Raw genomic sequence first — 14,750 nt, 5'->3', positions numbered from 1 at the left:
TTCCCGTCTTGCGACTCGTCCCAGTACCCTAGTATTCATGCACCTGAATGAAACACGCGAGTGGAATCGGTTCTATGCCAAGGGCACGCCGATCGACATCGAGCCCGTCACGGGATCCCTCGCTGACCTGCTCGACGAGCGCTGCGCGCAGTGGGCCGATCGCGACGCGATCAGCTTCTTCGGCCGCACCGTCACCTACCGCGAGCTCGGCGAGCGGGTCTCCCGCGTCGCCCAGGGCCTCGCGGACCTCGGCGTTGGCGCGGGCGATCGCGTCGCGCTCATCATGCCGAACGCCCCGCAGCACGTGATCGCGTTCTACGCGGTGCTCAGGCTCGGCGCGATCGTCGTCGAGCACAACCCGCTGTACACCCGGGACGAGCTCGAGACGCAGTTCCGCGATCACCGCGCGAGCGTCGTCATCGCCTGGACGAACGTCGTCGAGACGGTGCAGTCGCTGCCGACGGACCTCGGCATCGAAACCATCGTCGCGGTCGACGTCACGCGCGCGATGCCGTTCGCGACCCGTGCGGCGCTGCGCCTCCCGATCGCGAAGGCGCGTGAGGGCCGGGCGAAGCTCTGGGCCGACACCACCGGGACCGTGCCGTTCGCGACCCTCGAGCGCGCGCAGCAGCTCCCCGCGAGCCACCCCCGCCCGAGCCGCGACGACATCGCCTGCCTGCAGTACACCTCGGGCACGACGGGCACGCCGAAGGGCGCGATGATCTCGCACGGCAACCTGTGGGCGAACGCCCGCCAGGGCGCCGCGTGGATGCCCGACTTTACCCGCGGCGAGGGCTCGATCTACGGCCTCCTGCCGATGTTCCACTCGTTCGGCGTGCTGCTGTCGATCATCTACTCGATCGAGACCGGCTCCCGCGCGGTGCTGTTCCCGACGTTCGACCCCGAGCTCGTCTCGCAGGCGGCGAAGCGCTTCCCGCCGACGTTCGTCCCTGCCGTGCCGCCGATGTTTGACAGGCTCGCTCGCGTCGCGCGCGACGGCAAGCTCGATCTCTCGGGCGTCGTCTACGCGATCTCGGGCGCGATGACGCTCACCCCCGCGGTCGTGAACCGCTGGGAGGCGCTCGCGGGCAGCATGCTTAACGAGGGCTACGGGCTCACCGAGACGAGCCCGGTCGCGCTCGCGAACCCCTTCAGCGACGCGCGCAGGATCGGCGCCATCGGCATCCCCTTCCCCTCAACCGACATTCGTGTCGTGAACCCCGACCAGCCGACGGAGCAGGTTGCGCTCGGCGAGGTTGGGGAGCTGCTCATCGCCGGCCCGCAGGTCTTCCAGGGCTACTGGAACCGGCCGGAGGAGACGGCCGCAACCCTGCTCGACGGCGGCTGGCTCCGCACGGGGGATCTTGTCGTGCAGGACGAGGACGGCTTCGTCACCGTCGTCGACCGCAAGAAGGAGCTCATTATCACCGGCGGCTTCAACGTCTCGCCGAGCGAGGTGGAGCGCGTCGTGAACACGGTGCCGGGCGTTGCTGAGAGCGCCGTCGTCGGTGTCGCGCGTGGCAGCGGAGCCGAGATCGTCACTGCGGTGGTCGTGCTCGACGAGGGTGCGACGTTCGATGAGGACGCCGCCCGCGAGACCGCCCGCGAGCACCTCGCCGAGTTCAAGCGCCCGAGTACGTACATCGTCTGGGAGGAGCTGCCGAAGTCCCTTATCGGGAAGGTGCTCCGCCGGACTGTCCGTGACACGCTCGTCGCCGACCGCAACGCCGTGCGCGCCAAGGTCGACCCGGAGGCATAGCCCGGGTCCTCGTCCGCACCGGATCCAGCGCGCATGAGTATGCCCCGCCCGTATCGGGCGGGGCATACTGGCCAGCGGAGAGCTGAACGCCTAGGGGGACCCGCTGGGGTGACGGGCGGGGTTACCCTCCGCTGGTCTCGTCGCCGCGGTCGGCTTCGCGTCCGTGCTCGGGCGCTGCCGTTGCCGGGCCGGACGGGGCAGCGCCGCCCTCGGCAGTCCAGTCTGAGCCGACGCGGGTGTCGTGCGCAGGGTCGCTCGCGACGTCGTTCAGTGCGCGATCTGGCCCCTTGCCTGTCTCAACGGTGACGGTGCTGGGCTCGTCGGACGCCCGATGGGCGGAGCCGGCGTGCGTCTCGGAGGCGGGGGTCGTCATGGTTACGCCTCCCGCCTGCGGCCGCCCGTGATCATCCCGAAGATGAGCAGTACGACGACCGAGCCGCCAATGGCAACCAGCCACGATTCAATCGACCAGAACTCTCCGAGGTTCGCGCCGAACAGCATGCCGCCGAGCCAGCCTCCGACCATCGCTCCGACAACGCCGAGCAGTAGCGTCATGAACCAGCCGCCGCCGTGCTCGCCTGGCAGTAGCGCCTTCGCGATAGCGCCCGCGATGAGGCCGAGGATAAGAAATGCGATGAAGCTCATGGTGCTGCTCCTTCCCGCCGAACGACTTTCGTTGAGGCGTGAGAACTACGGTACGCCCGGCTGCGCGGCGCGACGAGGGGGTTGTTTTTCCCGATGCGCCTGTGGTATTTCGGGCGTCGTCGGGGCTGAATCCTGGGAATTCAAGGGGTTGGGGAGTCCCGCTCTGAAAGGAAGGCTCGAGGCACACGTTATCGAGAGCGAGGGAGGCAATCATGACACCGCACGTAGACCCGCGAACGAAGTACCCGAGGCCACCGTGGGCGAAGCAGCCACAGGAGTCGCAGCCCGGCATGACGGGACCGATGATTCCGCAGCCCGACCACGGCGAACACAGCTACCGGGGCAGCGCCCGGCTGGCGGGGGCGCGAGCGCTCATCACTGGTGGAGACTCCGGCATCGGCCGGGCGGTCGCGCTCGCCTACGCCCGTGAGGGGGCCAACGTTGCGATCGGGTATCTGCCGGAGGAGGAGGTCGATGCGCTCGAGACGCGGCGGCTCGTTGAGGCCGAGGGCTCCCGGTGCGTGCTGCTCCCCGGCGATCTGCGCGACGAGTCGACCTGCGTGGCGACCGTGCGCGACACCGTCGTCGAGCTTGGCGGCTTGGACATTCTCGTGCTCAACGCGGGCACGCAGCGTCGGCGGGACGAGGACGCGCAGATCGACCGTGAAGCGGTGCTCACCGTGTTCGAGACCAACCTCGTTGCGCCGCTGCTGCTCGTCCGCGAAGCGGCGCCGCACCTCACGCCCGGCGCGAGCATCATTGTGACCGCATCGATCCAGTCGTTTGAGCCGAGCCCCGACCTGCTCGACTACGCGATGACGAAGGCCGCGCTCGTGGGGTTCACGCGCGCCCTCGCGGAGCAGCAGGGCGAGCGCGGCGTGCGGGTGAACGCCGTCGCGCCCGGACCGGTCTGGACGCCGCTGATTCCCGCGACGGGGTGGGACGAAAAGCAGGAGCACTTCGGCGACAACACACCGCTCGGGCGACCCGCCCAGCCCGCGGAACTCGCAGGCGCGTACGTGTATCTCGCGTCTGAGGAGGCGTCGTACGTGTCCGGTGCCGTGCTGCCGGTCACGGGCGGGCGGCACCCCTAGCGCCCCCAGCGGCGCGAGCGCCTAGGAGTCGAAGATGTCGCCGAGGAACTCGAACGGGCTCTTCTTCTTGCGGTAGCGCGGGTCACCGTAGCCGCCACGGCCGCGGTCGTCGTAGCGGGGCTTCCGGTCGTCGCGGTCGCGGTCGTAGCCTCGGTCGCGCCGATCGTAGTCCCGGTCGCCGTAGCCGCGGTCGCCGTACCCTGCGGGCTGCGGCGGCACCGGCTGCGAGTAGTGATCCCCGAGCGGCGGCGCGGTCTGCGGCGCCGCAGGAGCCGCCGGGGTCACGGGCGGCTGCGGTGCCTGCTGCGCGGCGAAAGCCTCGGCCTCGGCCTGGGCGCGTTCGAGGATCTTGTCGAGCTCTCCGCGGTCGAGCCAGATGCCGCGGCACTGGGGGCAGTAGTCGATCTCGATTCCCTGGCGCTCGCTCATGAGCAGGGTTGTTCCGTCACTAGGGCAGTTCATGGCTTCAGCGTAGAGAAAGCGGGCCGCGAAATACCTGGGACGGGGCCACTCTCAGAGCCGATTCAAAGGGACCCGAGATCAGGATCGCGCGCGCCCGACAGCGCGATGAGCGCCCGGGCGGCGTCCCGCGGCACCGTCGGGTCCATCCCGGTGAGATCGTGGAAAGCGCGGAGGCGGTTCACGACGGTGTTGCGGTGCACGAACCCGGCCTCGGCGGTGTGCTTCACGGAGCCCGTTTCGCAGTACGCGAGGAACGTCTCGACAATGCGGCCGCGGTCGCCGGCGGGCACCGCCCGGAGCCCGGAGATGGCCGCCGCGCTGAGCCCGGGGAGGATGGGCGCGAGCGCGTCGGCGGCGACGGGAGGCCAGAGCTCGTGCTCGTCGCTGAGTCGCCCCTCGGGGGCGTACGGGGCGAGCAGGTGCGCGAGGCGTGCCGCTTCGGCGACCCCGGCGAGGCCTGCGATTTCGTCGACGACGACCCCGCGCGTGGTGGCGAGCGGGTGGCGCCCGAGCACATCGGCGCGTGGTCGCACGAAGAGGACGCCGTCATCAAAATCCCAGATGAGGAACCGGGCGCGCGTGTGCTGGAGGTCTGCGACGAGTCGGTGGGCGCTGGCCGCGTCGGCCGACGGGACGAGCACCACCTCGTATTCCGCGTCGAGCGGTGTGCCGAGCTCCGCGGCGACCTCGGCGGCGACCTCGTCCGGGCGCTCGGCCGCGAGGAGGCGCGCCATCGCGCGGGTTTCGGCCGCGCGGGTGTCAAGCGCCAGCGTCTCGAGCTCGTTCAGGAACGCGACCTGCACCTCGCTGATGTAATCCTCGACCGTGGAGAGCACTACCTCCGCGTGCGCGACGAGCAGGGCCGCATCGCTTGCCGCGACGACGCGGGTGAGCCCCGCCCAGAGCACCCGGTAGTCGAGGCGCACGGCTTCGAGGAGCCGGTCGCGATCGACGCCCTGCCGAGCGCGCCGCACGCCGAGCCTGTGTGGGAGATCACGCAGGTGCTCGGGGAGCGGTTCGCCGCGGAGCTCGGTGATGAGCAGCGTCAGCGTCTCCCGCGCGGTCGCGCGGATGTCGCCCGCTGAGATATCCTCGTAGCCGCTCCCGACGGCCTGCAGGCGGGCCACGAAATCGTCGACGAGCGCGTCCATGTCGTCGCGAAGGTGTGCGAGGGTCGCGATCCACCACTCGTCGTGGGGTGCGTCGTCCGTCGCTGCGCTCGGTGCTGTGCTCGTCACTGCGCTCCTCCGTCGTCGCTGGCCGGTTCCATAGTATTGAATTTTTACACACTCGAAACGCCAATTTCGGGTGGATACCTGATTGAGGGTGTGCAGATGCATAATCTGCGGGGTCAACCGTGTGCGAATGTCGATTGCCGCGTCCACGAGAACAGGCGAACGTTAATAGGTGGGCCAGTGACGTGCCCAACACGTATTCCATGGAGGAAACAATGACTGCACAGCTAGCTACGGACGAGGCTGTCCCAAACGCACGCCTTGACCAGTCCAAGATGCGAAAGATCGCCACGGCGAGCGTCATCGGAACGACTGTCGAATGGTACGACCTGTTCCTGTTCGGAACGGCCTCGGCCCTCGTCTTCAACCAGGTCTTCTTCCCCGACCTGCCCCCGGCCGTCGGCACGATCCTGTCGTTCCTGACGTTCGCCGCCGCGTACGTCGCGCGTACCGTCGGCGCGATCCTGTTCGGCCACTTCGGCGACCGCCTCGGCCGCAAGTCGATGCTGCTCGTCTCGCTCCTCACGATGGGCGCGGCGACCCTCGCGATCGGCCTCGTTCCCGACTACAACACCATCGGCATCGCGGCGCCGTTCATCCTGCTGACGCTCCGCATCATCCAGGGCCTCGCGCTCGGCGGCGAGTGGGGCGGCGCGGTGCTCATGACCGTCGAGCACGCACCCGAGAACAAGCGCGGCTGGTACGGCTCGCTCGTGCAGGTCGGCGTTCCGTTCGGCACGCTGCTCGCGAACGTCGCGTTCCTCATCGTCACCGCTTCGGTGTCGCAGGAGGCGCTGATCTCGTGGGGCTGGCGCGTGCCGTTCATCGCCTCGATCCTGCTCGTCGCTGTCGGCATCTACATCCGCCTGAACATCGAAGAGACCCCGAGCTTCCAGCAGGTCCGCGAGCAGGGCGCAAAGGCCAAGCTGCCGTTTGCGTACCTCATGAAGCACTACTGGAAGCAGGTTGTGCTCGGCGGCATCGCGACCCTCTCGACAGGCTCCACCTTCACCCTCATGGTCGCCTCGGGCATGAACTACGGCACGAGCGAGAAGGGCTTCTCGGCGAACCTCATGCTGTGGGTTGTGCTCGTCGCCTGCCTCCTCGGCCTGTTCCTCATCCCGTTCTTCGGCAAGCTCTCCGACAAGTACGGCCGCAAGCCGATCATCGCTGCGGGCATCGCCGCCGAGGCGCTCCTCGCGTTCCCGTTCTTCTGGCTCATCAACACCGGCAACACGGGCGCCGTGTTCCTCGCGTACGGCCTGATGATGGTCGCGTTCTCGGCGAACTACGGCCCGATCGCGACGTTCCTCGCTGAGCTGTTCGGCTCGAAGGTGCGCTACTCGGGGCTCTCGATCGCGTACATGCTCTCCGGCCTGCTCGGCTCGGCGATCACCCCCGCGATCACCGTGTGGCTGCTCGACCTCACCGGCCAGAGCGACTCGATCGCCTGGTACATCGCCGCCGCTGCCGCGCTGTCGTTCGTCGCGCTGTTCCTGCTGAGCGACAACCACAAGCGCGACATCGACCGCGTCGGCGCGACGACGGCGATCTCGGTCGACCATTGATTCGGCGGATCGACTCGGCGCCGGGGCTCGCCCCGGCGATCGGACCCTACTCGCAGGCGGTCGTCGCGAACGGGTTCGTGTTCACCACCGGGCAGGTGCCGTTCCACGCGGACGGCACCGCGCCCGCGGCGTTCGAGGATCAGGTGCGTGTGTGCATCGAGAACCTCCGCTCCGTGCTCGAGACCGCCGGTTCCGGCCTCGATCTCGTGGTGAAGGTGAACGCCTACCTCACGGCCCCCGAACAACGAGACCCGTTCAACCGGATCTACGCTGAGTACTTCGGCGACGCGAAGCCGGCGCGCACGACAGTGTGCGTCGACATCTGGGACATTCCGTTCGAGATCGAGTGCGTCGCCGTCGTGCGCGAGGAGGCCTAACCAATGAGTCGATCCACCGATGAACTGATCGCGGCGCTTCGACGCGTCGAGATCCCGACGCTTGGGCACTTCCTCGAGGAGGGATTCTGCGATCAGGATCTCCGCCCGGTGAACAGCGGCCCCCAGCTCGTGGGGCGGGCCCGCACGCTCGATCTCACCGAGCCCGACGCGTTCGCCGTGAACCGCGCGCTGCTCGCGCTCGCACCGGGCGACGTGCTCGTGATCCGCGTGGCGGGTCGCGGGCACGCCCCGGTCGGCGCGGTCACCGCCCACGCCGCGATCGCGCAGGGCGCGGCGGGCATCGTCGTCGACGGCCCGGTCACCGACCAGGCCGCGCTGCGCGAGCTGCAGGACCGGCTCCCCGTCTTCGCGACGGGCCTCACCGCGCGCACGACCAAGCGCTCGGGCGCCCTCTCGGGGGAGACCGACGAAGCGCTGGATCGGGTGGTCGAGGTCGCCGGCGTGTCTGTGCGCCCGGGAGACCTCGTGCTGGGGGATGCCCAGGGGATCCTGATCCTGCCGCCCGATGGCCCGGGCGACGACGTCCTTGACGCCGCCCTCGCGTCCGACGCCGCGGAGCCCGCGCTCGTCGCGCGCATCGCCTCGGGCGAGCCGCTCTCGGCGATCCTCGCCACGGGCACCGACTGATCCGCGCCGACGCCTAGCCCCGCGCCCGGCCCCGCCGACCGACACTTCGAATTCCGCGACGACGCGTCGCACCGCTTCACAAGGAGAGACCATGACCACGCAGCACGCACCTGACGCAGCACCGCACTCGGCCGGGCACCTCATCGTCCGCACGCTCGAGGCGCACGGCATCGAGCGCGTGTACGCGGTGCCGGGCGAGAGCTACCTCGACGTGCTCGACGGCCTGCACGACTCGGGCGTCGAGACCGTCGTCTGCCGCCAGGAGGGCGGCGCCGGTTTCATGGCGCTCGCCGAGGGCCGCCTCACCGGGCGGCCCGGCATCGCGATGGTCACGCGCGGCCCGGGCGCCGCGAACGCGATGATCGCCGTGCACACGGCGTACCAGGACGCGACGCCGCTCGTGCTGTTCGTCGGCCTCGTGCCCGTGAACGACCGCGAGCGCGATGCGTTCCAGGAGTTCTCGCTCACCGGCTGGTTCGGCTCGACCGCGAAGCGCGTCATGACGATCGACAACCCGGACCGCGCAGGCGAGCTCGTCGCCGAGGCGATGCGGATCGCTGCCTCGGGCCGCCCCGGCCCCGTCGTGGTCGGCCTCCCGGAGGACGTGCTCGTGCTGCCGGCGGCTCCCTCAGTCGCGCTCCCGGTTGCTCCCCCCGCACCGGCCCCGCACCCCGCGGACATCGACGCGCTCCTCGAGCGGCTCGCGCAGGCTGAGCGCCCCGCGATCGTCGTCGGCGGCGACGGCTGGCACGACGGCCAGGGCGCCGACCTCATGGCGTTCGCCGAGGCCGCCGGTGTTCCCGTCTTCTGTGACTGGCGCGCATACGACGCCGTGCCGCACGCGGGTGGGGCATGGGCCGGCTGGCTCGGCTACGGCCGCACCGACGCCGTCGCCGAGGGCTACATCAACGCCGACGTGCTCGTCTTCGTCGGCTGCGGCCGCGCCGACGTGCTGAGCGACGGCTACACCCAGGGCTTCGAAGCGGAGACGGTGCTCGTCACCGCCGACCCGGACGCGACCATGCACTCCGGCCGCACCGACCAGTACGTGCTCGCGACGCCCGCGACGTTCGTGGCGGCGCTCACGGGCGTCGACGCGAGCGCCGCCCGCGGCGGCCGCGACGACGCCTGGATGGCCGGCCGCGCAAAGGCGCAGCTCGCGACCGAGGCACACCGTCCCGACGCGTCGATCGACGGCGTCGCCCAGCAGATGGACCTCGGCGTCGCGTTCGGCGAGCTCGACGACCGCCTCGCGGGCCAGGCCGTGCTCACGTTTGGCGCGGGCAACGCGACGATCTGGGCGCACCGCTTCGTGAAGCACCTCGCCCCGGCGAGCCTCGTCGGTGCCCGCAACGGCGCAATGGGCCTCGCGGTTCCCGCGGCCGTCGCCGGCTCGCTCATCTTCCCGGAGCGCAACGTCGTCGCGGTGTGCGGCGACGGCGACTTCCTGATGAACGGCCAGGAGATCGCGACCGCCGTCGCGCACGGCGCGAAGCCCCTCGTGATCGTCGTCGACAACGAGATCTACGGCACGATCGTGCAGCACCAGGAGAACCACTACCCCGGCCGCCGCTCGGGCACCCGGATGGCGAACCCCGACTTCGCCGACTGGATGCGCTCCTTCGGCGGGCACGGCGAGCGCGTCGAGCGAACCGAGGAATTCGGGCCCGCGCTTGACCGCGCGCTCGCGGCCGACGCCCCCGCGCTCATCCACGTGCTCATCCCCGACACCGTGATGCCGCCCGCGTCGAGCGACGTCCCCGCCACCGGCCTCGCCCGCGACTGAGCGATTCGAAAGGACAGACAGTGACTGAACAGACTGCAAGCGAGTCGTTCCTCGCCGACTGGGCGATCCACTCGCGCTTCGGCGCGGTCGAGGGCACGAACGGCGTCGAGCGACAGGCCGCGAGCGCCGCCGACGGCGAGCAGCGCAAGTGGTTCGCCGAGCTGCTCGAGTCGGGCGGCTTCACCGTGCGGCGCGACGCGATCGGCAACCAGTTCGGGCTTCTCGAGCTCGTGCCGGGGGCGCCGTACGTGCTGACGGGTTCCCACATGGACTCGCAGCCGACCGCGGGCCGCTTCGACGGCGCGTACGGCGTGATGGCCTCCGCCCACGCCTGCTTCCGCGTCGCGGACGAGCTGCGCGCACACCCCGAGCAGGCGAAGTTCAACCTCGCGGTCGTGAACTGGTTCAATGAGGAGGGATCGCGCTTCAAGCCCTCGATGATGGGCTCGAGCGTCTTCACCGACAAGCTCGCGCTCGAGGAGGCGCTCGCGACCGAGGATCCGGCGGGGATCACGGTGCGCGACGCGCTCGACGCGATCGGGGAGCGCGGCGACCTCGCGGGCCTCGACGTCGCCTCGTACGCGGAGATCCACGTGCAGCAGGGCCGCAGCATGGAGGAGGACGGGGTCACCATCGGTCTCGTGAACGCCACCTGGGCCGCCCACAAGTACGACTTCCGCGTGAAGGGCGAACAGGCGCATTCGGGCTCGACGCTCATGGCCGACCGCCGCGATGCGCTGCTCGGAGCGGCACGCCTCGTCGTCGCCGCGCGCGAGCTCGTCGACGAGTTCGAGCCCGAGGCGCTGCACACCGCCTGCGGCGAGCTCACGGTGTATCCGAACTCGCCCGTCGTCGTTGCGAGCGACGTGCGGCTGCTGCTCGACCTCCGATCGCCGAGCGCCGAGGTCATCCGCGCCGCGCACGAGCGGCTCATGGCCGTCATCGAGCGCGTGCAGCGCGAGGATCGCGTCGAGATCGAGATCGTCGCCGAGCACAGCTGGGACCAGAACCCGTACCCCGAGGACGGCGTGGCGCTCGCCCGCGAGGTCGCGGAGGAGCTCGGGCTCACGCACGACCGCGTGATGACAGTCGCCGGGCACGATTCGACGAACATGAAGGATCGCGTGCCGACCGTGATGCTGTTCGTGCCGAGCGTCGACGGCGTCTCGCACAACCTCAACGAGTACACCCGCGACGAAGACCTCGTCGCCGGCGTCGACCACCTCACGGGAGTGATCGGCAGGCTCGCCGCGGGCGCGCTCGTCGACTGACCTGAGCGTCCGGCCGAGTGCACGCTCGGCCAGCGTGATGCGGCCCGGCTAGACTGAGGGGAGAGACCTCGGGCGCCGGGCCGCTTCCGCGTTTCAGCACTGTTCGGCCGCGCATGCGCCCGCGGCGGACACTTCTGAGAGGGACGAATGGGCGAGCCGCGCGGCGCATGGCAGGTCCTTGTCGACGCGCTCCGCAGCCTCGTGGTGCTCGCGCCCGGCCCGGGACGGCGGCACTGGATCGCGCTGCGCGCCGCACTGTCGATGGGCGTTCCGCTCGCGCTGCTCACGCTCCTCGGCCGGCCGGACCTCGGCCTGCAGGTGAGCGCCGGCGCCTTCCTCGCGCTGTTCTTTGCTGGCAGCCCGGCGACCGAGCGGGCGCGGGCGCTCCCGGTGATCGGGGCAGTGCTGCTCGCGTGCGCCGGCGCCGGGGCCCTGGTGGCGCCGGTGCCGTGGCTGAGTGCGACGGGCCTCGTCGTCGTCGCGGTGCTCGCGAGCACGTTCGCGTTCGCGTACCGCGTCGGCCCGCCGGGCCCGGTCTTCTTCGTGCTCGTGTACGGGCTCGCCGGCCAGATCACGGCCGTGCGCGACGGCGCGCGGGCCGTCGAACCGCTCGGGCTGCTCGCCGCGCTCAGCTGCGGCCTCGCGTTCTCCTACATTGTCGCCCTCACCCCGCTCGCGCGGGCCGCCGAGCGACGGGTGCATCCGCGCCCGCTGCGCGAGATCCTGCCCGGCCCGTGGCTCGGGCGCGGGGAGTGGTTCCTGGTGCTGCGCGTCTTCCTCGTGGCCGCGATCGGTACGGCGGTGAGCGTGCTCTGGCTCGATCCCGCGCGCGCGTACTGGACGGTCGCCGCTGGCGTCGCCGTCATCGGCCTGAGTACCGTGCCGAATCACTCGTTCGCCCGCGGACTGCACCGCACCCTCGGTACTCTCGTCGGCGCGGCCGTCTACCTCGTGATTGCCCCACTCGCCGACGTGCCGTGGGCGTTTGTGCTGCTCCTGCCCGCGCTGCAGTTCGTGATCGAGCTCGTCGTCGTGCGCAACTACGGCCTCGCGCTGATCTTCATCACGCCGCTCGTGCTGTTCATCGTGGGCGCCGCGACCGGCAGCGCCGACCACGCCGCGGCCGCCGTCGAACGCTTCGTCGACACCGCGTTCGGGTCGGCTCTCGCGATGGCCTCGGGGCTGCTCCGCGAGCGCCGCGCTACCTGAGGAACAGCTCGCGCGGGTGCGTGAGGCGCCAGAGCAGCGTGGGATCCTCGATCGACCCGTCGCGATGCACGGCGACGCTCTGCTCGCCGGCGGGACCGGTGAGGGTGATGTCCGCGGCGGCCGCGTCGATGCTGCGGGTGAGCTCCTCGCCCGGCACGAGCACGGCGTCGACGGTCTCGTCCGCGCTGAGCTCGATGAGCTGCCCGTCGATGGAGGTGATCTGTCCGAGGTGCTCGCCGGCGCTTGCGACCGCCAGGCGCTCCGGCGCATCTCCGAGTTGGTTCAGCAGGGCGCGGGCGTCTCGCGCGCGGCCCTCCTGACTGTCGCGGCCGAGCACGACCGCGATCCGGGTGAGCTCGCGGTCGGCGAACGATCCCGTGGCGGCGGCCGCGAGGTTGTACCCGGCGACGTCGGTGTGGCCCGTCTTCACCCCGACTGCGCCGGTCATCGCGCCGAGCAGCGGGTTCGTGTTCTCGACCTCGCCGATGCCCCACGGCATCGTCACCCGCTCGGTCGAGACGATCTCGGCGAGCACAGGGTCGGCGAGTGCGAGCCGCGCGATCCTGACGACGTCGGCGGCGCTCGCGACGTTGCCGTCGTCCATGCCGCTCGGCTCGCGAACCACGAGCGAGTCGAGCCCCTGGCGCTCCGCCCAGTCGGAGACCGCCGCGACGAACCCGGCGTTGTCGCCGAACACCGAGTGCGCGTACGCCGTCGCGAAGTCGTTCGCGGACGGGATGAGCGCGAGCGACAGCATTTGTTTGCGGGTGACCTCGGTGCCCTCGGGGATGGGGAATGCGATCCCATCGATCTCCTGCAGCGCGGCCTGGATCTCGGTGTCGGCGGCGCTCCACGTGTGCGTGGGGCCGTCCGCTCCCGGCGCGAGCGGCTCCGCTTCCTGCCCGACGAGCACGGTGACGAGCTTCGTGATGCTCGCGAGCGGATGCGCCTCGTCGTCGTTCGCCCACACCTCCTCGCCGTCGAGCCACCCGACCGCGCTCGGCCGGCCGTAGCCGTCGACGGCGTCCTGCACCTGCGACTCGTCGACGGAGAACACCCGCGGCGACTCGGCCTCGAGCTGCACCGTCGGCGCGGGAACCGGAACGAGCGCGCAGGCCGCGACATAGCCCCCGCAGAGCGCGACGACGACGGCGAGCAGGGTGAGCGAGACGCGGCGCATGCGGGTGGCGCGTGTGGGGTGTGGCGTGGGCATAGCTCGCTATCCGGGGAGTGTGGCGGGGCGCTCGGGCCGCGACCAGAGTGCCGGCCGGGTCGTTCGCATGTCGAATAGCCTAGCCTTCGAGCGGCACGAATGTGGGCCAGGACAAACCGGCGCGAGCGTGCCACTTTTGCCCAGTGCCGCTGGCCTTCCCTGGGCAAGGAATGCGTGCATCTTCAGGCAAGACCGGGCACAATGAGGGGAGAGAGACGACCGTCGTAATCGAGGAGGATTTCCATGACCGCACTCATCGCGGGCTACGCACGTACGCCGTTCACGAAGTTTACCGGGCAGTTCGCCGGGGAGACGGCGGTCGCGCTTGGAGCGCACGCGGCGAAGGCCGCGCTTGAGCGCGCCGGCGTCGCTGCCGACACGGTCGACACTGTCGTAGCCGGGCAGGTGCTGCAGGGCGGCGCCGGCCAGAACCCGGCGCGGCAGACCGCCGTCGCCGCCGGGGTGCCGATGGGCGTGCCAGCGATCACCCTGAACGCCGTGTGCCTGTCGGGCACCGAAGCCGTCTCGCAGGCCGTGCGGCTCATCAACTCGGGTGAAGCCGACGTTGTGCTCGCCGTCGGCCAGGAGTCGATGACCCTCGCGCCGCACGTGATGCCGCTGCGCGCGGGCACCAAGTACGGTCCGGCGACCCTCATCGACACCGTCGACCACGACGGCCTCACCGACGCCTTCGACCAGGTCGCGATGGGCGCGCTCACGGAAACAGGCAACGCGCCGCTGCAGCTCACCCGTGAGGAGCAGGACGCGTTCGCGGCTGCGTCGCACCAGCGCGCCGCGGCCTCGGCCGACTTCCTCGCGGCCGAGATCGCGCCCTACACCGTCAAGACCCGCCGCGGCGAGACCGTGGTCTCGGCCGATGACGGCGTCCGCGCCGACACGACCGCTGAGGGCCTCGCGGGGCTGCGGCCCGCGTTCGCGAAGGACGGCACGATCACCGCGGGCAACGCCTCGCAGATCACCGACGGCGCGGCGGCCCTCGTCCTCGTGAGCGAGGCGGCTGCCGAACGGCTCGGTCTGAAGCCCATCGCGAGCGTCGAGGCCACCGCGTTCGTCGCCGGCCCCGACTCGCAGCTGCACTCGCAGCCGTCGCGCGCGATCGCGGCGGCGCTCGCGAAGGCTGGCCACGAGGCGAGCGAGCTCGCCGCCGTCGAGATCAACGAGGCGTTCGCGGCCGTCGGCATCCAGTCGACCCGCGAGCTCGGCATCGACCCCGCGATCGTGAACCAGCACGGCGGCGCGATCGCGCTCGGCCACCCGATCGGCGCCTCGGGCGCCCGCATCGTCGGGACGCTCGCGCGCCAGCTCGCCGAGGCGGGCTCAGGATCCCTCGGCGCGGTCGGCATCTGCGGCGGCGGCGGCCAGGGCTCGGCGGTTGTGCTCCGCGCGCTGTAACACCAGCGGGTATCGCGTGAGCGGGGCGGGCGTCCAGACCGGACGCCCGCCCCGCGCTCGTATCTCCCCG

Annotated in this window: 14 protein-coding genes; 9 read left to right on the top strand and 5 right to left on the bottom strand. The window is 70.8% G+C overall.

Annotated features, from left to right (window positions below):
• Positions 1–37 precede the first annotated feature (37 nt).
• The gene (locus BJ960_RS14430) at positions 38–1,759 is read left to right on the top strand and encodes a long-chain-fatty-acid--CoA ligase (RefSeq protein WP_185987793.1); all 1,722 of its coding nucleotides are present in this window, start codon (positions 38–40) and stop codon (positions 1,757–1,759) included.
• A gap of 121 nt (positions 1,760–1,880) precedes the next feature.
• Here BJ960_RS14430 and BJ960_RS14425 read toward each other — a convergent pair whose 3' ends face one another.
• Both BJ960_RS14425 and BJ960_RS14420 read right to left on the bottom strand, forming a co-directional pair.
• Complete coding sequence (locus tag BJ960_RS14425; RefSeq protein ID WP_185987792.1) at positions 1,881–2,132, bottom strand: hypothetical protein; 252 nt, start codon at positions 2,130–2,132, stop codon at positions 1,881–1,883.
• Positions 2,133–2,134: 2 nt separating this feature from the next.
• Positions 2,135–2,404, bottom strand: a complete 270-nt coding sequence (locus BJ960_RS14420; protein WP_121076618.1) for a GlsB/YeaQ/YmgE family stress response membrane protein — start codon at positions 2,402–2,404, stop codon at positions 2,135–2,137.
• A 212-nt stretch (positions 2,405–2,616) separates the two neighbouring features.
• On the opposite strand from BJ960_RS14420, the gene BJ960_RS14415 reads away from it, so the two are divergent.
• Positions 2,617–3,498 carry an SDR family oxidoreductase gene (locus BJ960_RS14415; RefSeq protein WP_185987791.1) on the top strand — a complete coding sequence of 294 codons (882 nt, stop codon included), beginning with the start codon at positions 2,617–2,619 and terminating at the stop codon, positions 3,496–3,498.
• A gap of 21 nt (positions 3,499–3,519) precedes the next feature.
• Here BJ960_RS14415 and BJ960_RS14410 read toward each other — a convergent pair whose 3' ends face one another.
• Complete coding sequence (locus BJ960_RS14410; RefSeq protein ID WP_121076622.1) at positions 3,520–3,960, bottom strand: TFIIB-type zinc ribbon-containing protein; 441 nt, start codon at positions 3,958–3,960, stop codon at positions 3,520–3,522.
• A gap of 62 nt (positions 3,961–4,022) precedes the next feature.
• Entirely contained in the window at positions 4,023–5,198 is a 1,176-nt protein-coding gene (locus BJ960_RS17285) for a PucR family transcriptional regulator (RefSeq protein WP_185987790.1), read from the bottom strand.
• Positions 5,199–5,410: 212 nt separating this feature from the next.
• Between BJ960_RS17285 and BJ960_RS14400 the strand changes: the two genes are divergently transcribed.
• From BJ960_RS14400 to BJ960_RS14375, 6 genes are all read left to right on the top strand, one after another.
• Entirely contained in the window at positions 5,411–6,763 is a 1,353-nt protein-coding gene (locus BJ960_RS14400) for an MFS transporter (RefSeq protein ID WP_220663757.1), read from the top strand.
• A complete protein-coding gene (locus BJ960_RS14395) occupies positions 6,760–7,140 on the top strand; it encodes a RidA family protein (protein WP_185987789.1) in 381 nt (126 codons plus the stop codon). The genes BJ960_RS14400 and BJ960_RS14395 overlap by 4 nt, the downstream gene beginning before the upstream one ends.
• Positions 7,141–7,143: 3 nt before the next feature.
• Positions 7,144–7,788 carry an RraA family protein gene (locus BJ960_RS14390; RefSeq protein ID WP_185987788.1) on the top strand — a complete coding sequence of 215 codons (645 nt, stop codon included), beginning with the start codon at positions 7,144–7,146 and terminating at the stop codon, positions 7,786–7,788.
• Between the two features lie 91 nt (positions 7,789–7,879).
• On the top strand, positions 7,880–9,574 hold the full coding sequence (locus BJ960_RS14385) for a thiamine pyrophosphate-dependent enzyme (RefSeq protein ID WP_185987787.1): 1,695 nt from the start codon (positions 7,880–7,882) through the stop codon (positions 9,572–9,574).
• A gap of 20 nt (positions 9,575–9,594) precedes the next feature.
• Complete coding sequence (locus BJ960_RS14380) at positions 9,595–10,845, top strand: M20 family metallo-hydrolase (RefSeq protein WP_185987786.1); 1,251 nt, start codon at positions 9,595–9,597, stop codon at positions 10,843–10,845.
• A 147-nt stretch (positions 10,846–10,992) separates the two neighbouring features.
• Positions 10,993–12,054, top strand: a complete 1,062-nt coding sequence (locus BJ960_RS14375; protein WP_185987785.1) for an FUSC family protein — start codon at positions 10,993–10,995, stop codon at positions 12,052–12,054.
• On the opposite strand, the gene BJ960_RS14370 is transcribed toward BJ960_RS14375, so the two are convergent.
• Positions 12,047–13,267, bottom strand: a complete 1,221-nt coding sequence (locus tag BJ960_RS14370) for a D-alanyl-D-alanine carboxypeptidase family protein (protein ID WP_185987784.1) — start codon at positions 13,265–13,267, stop codon at positions 12,047–12,049. The genes BJ960_RS14375 and BJ960_RS14370 overlap by 8 nt on opposite strands.
• Positions 13,268–13,510: 243 nt before the next feature.
• Here BJ960_RS14370 and BJ960_RS14365 point away from each other — a divergent pair, with 243 nt between their 5' ends.
• Positions 13,511–14,680, top strand: coding sequence for an acetyl-CoA C-acyltransferase (locus tag BJ960_RS14365; RefSeq protein WP_185987783.1), 1,170 nt, complete (start codon positions 13,511–13,513; stop codon positions 14,678–14,680).
• Positions 14,681–14,750: the final 70 nt, after the last annotated feature.

Origin of the sequence: Leucobacter aridicollis, from assembly GCF_013409595.1 — a bacterium.
In the GTDB taxonomy this organism is placed as follows: Bacteria; Actinomycetota; Actinomycetes; order Actinomycetales; family Microbacteriaceae; genus Leucobacter; species Leucobacter aridicollis.
Note: the sequence above shows the minus strand (reverse complement) of the source record. Positions and strands in the feature narration are given on the sequence as shown.

Coding starts and splice junctions, on each gene's coding strand:
- BJ960_RS14430 (WP_185987793.1), top strand. CDS start 38: ATGCACCTGAATGAAACACGCGAGTGGAATCGGTTCTATGCCAAGGGC.
- BJ960_RS14425 (WP_185987792.1), bottom strand. CDS start 2,132: ATGACGACCCCCGCCTCCGAGACGCACGCCGGCTCCGCCCATCGGGCG.
- BJ960_RS14420 (WP_121076618.1), bottom strand. CDS start 2,404: ATGAGCTTCATCGCATTTCTTATCCTCGGCCTCATCGCGGGCGCTATC.
- BJ960_RS14415 (WP_185987791.1), top strand. CDS start 2,617: ATGACACCGCACGTAGACCCGCGAACGAAGTACCCGAGGCCACCGTGG.
- BJ960_RS14410 (WP_121076622.1), bottom strand. CDS start 3,960: ATGAACTGCCCTAGTGACGGAACAACCCTGCTCATGAGCGAGCGCCAG.
- BJ960_RS14400 (WP_220663757.1), top strand. CDS start 5,411: ATGACTGCACAGCTAGCTACGGACGAGGCTGTCCCAAACGCACGCCTT.
- BJ960_RS14390 (WP_185987788.1), top strand. CDS start 7,144: ATGAGTCGATCCACCGATGAACTGATCGCGGCGCTTCGACGCGTCGAG.
- BJ960_RS14385 (WP_185987787.1), top strand. CDS start 7,880: ATGACCACGCAGCACGCACCTGACGCAGCACCGCACTCGGCCGGGCAC.
- BJ960_RS14375 (WP_185987785.1), top strand. CDS start 10,993: ATGGGCGAGCCGCGCGGCGCATGGCAGGTCCTTGTCGACGCGCTCCGC.
- BJ960_RS14370 (WP_185987784.1), bottom strand. CDS start 13,267: ATGCCCACGCCACACCCCACACGCGCCACCCGCATGCGCCGCGTCTCG.
- BJ960_RS14365 (WP_185987783.1), top strand. CDS start 13,511: ATGACCGCACTCATCGCGGGCTACGCACGTACGCCGTTCACGAAGTTT.